The 5634-nt window shown below is 54.9% G+C and carries 2 tRNA genes and 3 rRNA genes; all 5 read left to right on the forward strand.

Annotation, left to right across the window (positions count from 1 at the left end):
* The first annotated feature begins 260 nt into the window (after nucleotides 1-260).
* Nucleotides 261-1805, forward strand: a 16S ribosomal RNA gene (locus DEO45_RS16270).
* A 99-nt stretch (nucleotides 1806-1904) separates the two neighbouring features.
* Nucleotides 1905-1981: transfer RNA gene (locus tag DEO45_RS16275), tRNA-Ile, on the forward strand.
* Nucleotides 1982-2004: 23 nt separating this feature from the next.
* Nucleotides 2005-2080, forward strand: a tRNA-Ala gene (locus DEO45_RS16280).
* A 198-nt stretch (nucleotides 2081-2278) separates the two neighbouring features.
* Nucleotides 2279-5160, forward strand: a 23S ribosomal RNA gene (locus DEO45_RS16285).
* Between the two features lie 190 nt (nucleotides 5161-5350).
* Nucleotides 5351-5464 (forward strand): 5S ribosomal RNA (gene rrf / locus DEO45_RS16290).
* Together the 16S, 23S and 5S rRNA genes with 2 tRNA genes alongside form the textbook arrangement of a ribosomal RNA operon.
* Nucleotides 5465-5634: the final 170 nt, after the last annotated feature.

The raw sequence follows: 5634 nt of genomic DNA on the forward strand, positions 1-5634 counted from the left end.
TGTTGACGGACGTAAAAAGCGATGTAGAATGGGCGGCTCACCCGGGACGAAAGGTCACGGGGCGATCACCGAAAAGGTGATCGGGCGAAAGAAGATCTTTGACAGTGTGCGCAGGTGAATTGTGTGGACGTCTTGTGCTGGAGGGTTACGACCTGTCCAAGCAATGCAAGCGTCCCATCAAGTAAAAAGTCAGTAATGAGTTTTGATTGGTTGGGAACAACGCTTCAGAAAGATAGATCGTCTTCGGACGATCGAAAACTTAAGTGAAGAGTTTGATCCTGGCTCAGATTGAACGCTGGCGGCATGCCTAACACATGCAAGTCGAACGGCAGCACAGTCGTAGCAATACGATGGGTGGCGAGTGGCGGACGGGTGAGTAATGCATCGGGATCTACCCTGACGTGGGGGATAACCTCGGGAAACCGGGACTAATACCGCATACGTCCTACGGGAGAAAGCGGGGGACCTTCGGGCCTCGCGCGGCAGGACGAACCGATGTGCGATTAGCTAGTTGGCGGGGTAATGGCCCACCAAGGCGACGATCGCTAGCTGGTCTGAGAGGATGATCAGCCACACTGGGACTGAGACACGGCCCAGACTCCTACGGGAGGCAGCAGTGGGGAATATTGGACAATGGGCGCAAGCCTGATCCAGCAATGCCGCGTGTGTGAAGAAGGCCTTCGGGTTGTAAAGCACTTTTATCAGGAGCGAAATACCACGGGTTAATACCCTATGGGGCTGACGGTACCTGAGGAATAAGCACCGGCTAACTTCGTGCCAGCAGCCGCGGTAATACGAAGGGTGCAAGCGTTAATCGGAATTACTGGGCGTAAAGGGTGCGTAGGCGGTTATTTAAGTCTGCCGTGAAATCCCCGGGCTCAACCTGGGAATGGCGGTGGATACTGGATAGCTAGAGTGTGTCAGAGGATGGTGGAATTCCCGGTGTAGCGGTGAAATGCGTAGAGATCGGGAGGAACATCAGTGGCGAAGGCGGCCATCTGGGACAACACTGACGCTGAAGCACGAAAGCGTGGGGAGCAAACAGGATTAGATACCCTGGTAGTCCACGCCCTAAACGATGCGAACTGGATGTTGGTCTCAACTCGGAGATCAGTGTCGAAGCTAACGCGTTAAGTTCGCCGCCTGGGGAGTACGGTCGCAAGACTGAAACTCAAAGGAATTGACGGGGGCCCGCACAAGCGGTGGAGTATGTGGTTTAATTCGATGCAACGCGAAGAACCTTACCTGGCCTTGACATGTCCGGAATCCTGCAGAGATGCGGGAGTGCCTTCGGGAATCGGAACACAGGTGCTGCATGGCTGTCGTCAGCTCGTGTCGTGAGATGTTGGGTTAAGTCCCGCAACGAGCGCAACCCTTGTCCTTAGTTGCCAGCACGTAAAGGTGGGAACTCTAAGGAGACTGCCGGTGACAAACCGGAGGAAGGTGGGGATGACGTCAAGTCATCATGGCCCTTACGGCCAGGGCTACACACGTACTACAATGGTCGGTACAGAGGGTTGCAATACCGCGAGGTGGAGCCAATCCCAGAAAGCCGATCCCAGTCCGGATTGGAGTCTGCAACTCGACTCCATGAAGTCGGAATCGCTAGTAATCGCGGATCAGCTATGCCGCGGTGAATACGTTCCCGGGCCTTGTACACACCGCCCGTCACACCATGGGAGTGGGTTGCTCCAGAAGGCGTTAGTCTAACCGCAAGGGGGACGACGCCCACGGAGTGGTCCATGACTGGGGTGAAGTCGTAACAAGGTAGCCGTATCGGAAGGTGCGGCTGGATCACCTCCTTTCAAGAAACGACGGCGTGAGTCTTCACGCAAGACGTCCACACAAGACACCTGCACATCCGCATGTAACCAACATGCTGGCCTGAACGGCCCAAGTTTTATGGGTCTGTAGCTCAGGTGGTTAGAGCGCACCCCTGATAAGGGTGAGGCCGGTGGTTCGAGTCCACCCAGACCCACCACCATGTACCAAGCGTAATTTCTTGGGGCCTTAGCTCAGCTGGGAGAGCACCTGCTTTGCAAGCAGGGGGTCATCGGTTCGATCCCGATAGGCTCCACCACCTTTGGGTACGGCATGAAACGCGGATGTGTTGCACACAAAAGATTTTGAAATCATCCGGCATTGAGGCCGGCGTGATGTTCTTTGAAAACAAGTAAACGAGTGACAAGCGTCTTGGTTCGAACCGAACCGAGGCAAGTGTTAAGGCACGAAACGAAGTGGTTTGGACGTGTGATCCCGAGGCGACTTGGGGTTATATGGTCAAGCGACTAAGCGTATACGGTGGATGCCTTGGCAGTCAGAGGCGATGAAGGACGTGGCAGCCTGCGAAAAGTGTCGGGGAGCTGGCAACAAGCTTTGATCCGGCAATGTCCGAATGGGGAAACCCACCGCGCAAGCGGTATTGCATGGTGAATACATAGCCATGCAAGGCGAACCCGGGGAACTGAAATATCTAAGTACCCGGAGGAAAAGAAATCAACCGAGATTCCCTGAGTAGCGACGAGCGAACGGGGACTAGCCCAAAAGCGCACAGTGTTTTAGTTGAACAGTCTGGAAAGGCTGGCCATAGACGGTGATAGCCCGGTAAGCGAAAGGGCACCGTGCGTGAAATTGAGTAAGGCGGGGCACGTGAAACCTTGTCTGAACATGGGGGGACCATCCTCCAAGGCTAAATACTCCTGACTGACCGATAGCGAACTAGTACCGTGAGGGAAAGGCGAAAAGAACCCCGGAGAGGGGAGTGAAATAGACCCTGAAACCGTATACGTACAAGCAGTGGAAGCCCGCAAGGGTGACTGCGTACCTTTTGTATAATGGGTCAGCGACTTACTGTCAGTGGCAAGCTTAACCGTATAGGGGAGGCGAAGGGAAACCGAGTCTGAATAGGGCGCATAGTCTCTGGCAGTAGACCCGAAACCGAGTGATCTATCCTTGGCCAGGTTGAAGGTGCGGTAACACGCACTGGAGGACCGAACCCACATCTGTTGCAATAGATGGGGATGAGCTGAGGATAGGAGTGAAAGGCTAAACAAACTCGGAGATAGCTGGTTCTCCTCGAAAGCTATTTAGGTAGCGCCTCGGACGAATCTTCCTGGGGGTAGAGCACTGTTATGGCTAGGGGGTCATCGCGACTTACCAAACCATGGCAAACTCCGAATACCAGGACAGACTATCCGGGAGACACACGGCGGGTGCTAACGTCCGTCGTGAAAAGGGAAACAACCCAGACCCGCAGCTAAGGTCCCAAAGTCATAGCTAAGTGGAAAACGATGTGGAAAGGCATAGACAGCCAGGAGGTTGGCTTAGAAGCAGCCATCCTTTAAAGAAAGCGTAATAGCTCACTGGTCGAGTCGGTCTGCGCGGAAGATTTAACGGGGCTAAGCTATGCACCGAAGCTCGGGGTGTGCACATTTATGTGTACGCGGTAGAGGAGCGTTCCGTAAGCCTGTGAAGGTGGATTGTAAAGTCTGCTGGAGGTATCGGAAGTGCGAATGCTGACATGAGTAACGATAATGGGGGTGAAAAGCCCCCACGCCGAAAGCCCAAGGTTTCCTCGCGCAACGTTCATCGGCGCAGGGTGAGTCGGCCCCTAAGGCGAGGCAGAAATGCGTAGTCGATGGGAAGCTGGTTAATATTCCAGCACTTTTCTACAGTGCGATGTGGGGACGGAGAAAGTTAGGTCTACCGGGCGTTGGTTGTCCCGGGGAAAGGCGGTAGGCATGGATCTTAGGCAAATCCGGGATCCTTTATGCCGAGCACCGAGACGAGCCCTTTAGGGCGAAGTGACCGATACTACGCTTCCAGGAAAAGCCACTAAGCTTCAGCTGTAGAAAAACCGTACCGTAAACCGACACTGGTAGGCAGGGTGAGAATCCCAAGGCGCTTGAGAGAACTCGGGTGAAGGAACTAGGCAAAATGGCACCGTAACTTCGGGAGAAGGTGCGCCCATTGACGTGGTCACGTGCGTGACTGAGCGTCGATGGGTCGCAGTAACCTGGCCGCTGCGACTGTTTATCAAAAACACAGCACTCTGCAAACACGAAAGTGGACGTATAGGGTGTGACGCCTGCCCGGTGCTGGAAGGTTAATTGATGGGGTCAGCCGCAAGGCGAAGCTCTTGATCGAAGCCCCAGTAAACGGCGGCCGTAACTATAACGGTCCTAAGGTAGCGAAATTCCTTGTCGGGTAAGTTCCGACCTGCACGAATGGCGTAACGACAGCGGCGCTGTCTCCACCCGAGACTCAGTGAAATTGAATTCGCTGTGAAGATGCAGCGTTCCCGCGGCAAGACGGAAAGACCCCGTGAACCTTTACTATAGCTTTACACTGAACGTTGAGTTCTTCTGTGTAGGATAGGTGGGAGGCTTTGAAGTGCAGACGCCAGTTTGCATGGAGCCATCCTTGAAATACCACCCTGAAGTGCTTGACGTTCTAACCTCGGTCCGTAATCCGGATCAGGGACCGTGTATGGTGGGTAGTTTGACTGGGGCGGTCTCCTCCCAAAGAGTAACGGAGGAGCACGAAGGTACGCTCAGCGCGGTCGGACATCGCGCACTGTGTGCAAAGGCATAAGCGTGCTTGACTGCGAGATCGACGGATCAAGCAGGTACGAAAGTAGGTCTTAGTGATCCGGTGGTTCTGTATGGAAGGGCCATCGCTCAACGGATAAAAGGTACTCCGGGGATAACAGGCTGATACCGCCCAAGAGTTCATATCGACGGCGGTGTTTGGCACCTCGATGTCGGCTCATCACATCCTGGGGCTGTAGCCGGTCCCAAGGGTATGGCTGTTCGCCATTTAAAGTGGTACGCGAGCTGGGTTCAGAACGTCGTGAGACAGTTCGGTCCCTATCTGTCGTGGGCGTTGGAGATTTGAGGGGGGCTGCTCCTAGTACGAGAGGACCGGAGTGGACGTTCCGCTGGTGTTCGGGTTGTCTCGCCAGAGGCATTGCCCGGTAGCTATGAACGGAAGTGATAACCGCTGAAAGCATCTAAGCGGGAAGCACGCCCCAAGATGAGATCTCCCGAGAGCTTGACTCTCCTTAAGGCACCATCAAGACCAGGTGGTTGATAGGTCAGGTGTGGAAGCGCAGCAATGCGTTGAGCTAACTGATACTAATGAGCCGTGCGGCTTGACCATATAACCCCAAGTTGCTTCGTGGGTCTTGGCAAAGCCTGATTCGCATTCACCTCGACGCTTGTCACTCGTTTACATGTATTTGTCGTGAGGTCCTCTCACGAAGAGCAAAACCCGCCATCCGTGGCGGACTCTTCAAAAGGGCTTCACCCCAGACTGAAGCCGGCGCGTAATGCGCTGCTTCAACCCCTTCCCTGGCGGCCATAGCGGCGTGGTCCCACCTGATCCCATCCCGAACTCAGAAGTGAAACGCGCATGCGCCGATGGTAGTGTGGCTTTGCCATGCAAGAGTAGGTCACCGCCAGGGGCTTTATCCTGAAACACCCTCACCGGCAACGGTGGGGGTTTTTCTTTGGTGCGGTGACGACCGCAGGTCGCGACCCGCAACAGGTCACCGCCAGAGGCTTTATCCTAGAAGGCCTCCCCTCCCGGGGAGGCCTTCGTCTTTTTTGGCGTTTGATCCGCCCAGCCGCCGCG

The organism is Rhodanobacter denitrificans, assembly GCF_003335105.1.
GTDB lineage: Bacteria > Pseudomonadota > Gammaproteobacteria > Xanthomonadales > Rhodanobacteraceae > Rhodanobacter > Rhodanobacter denitrificans_A.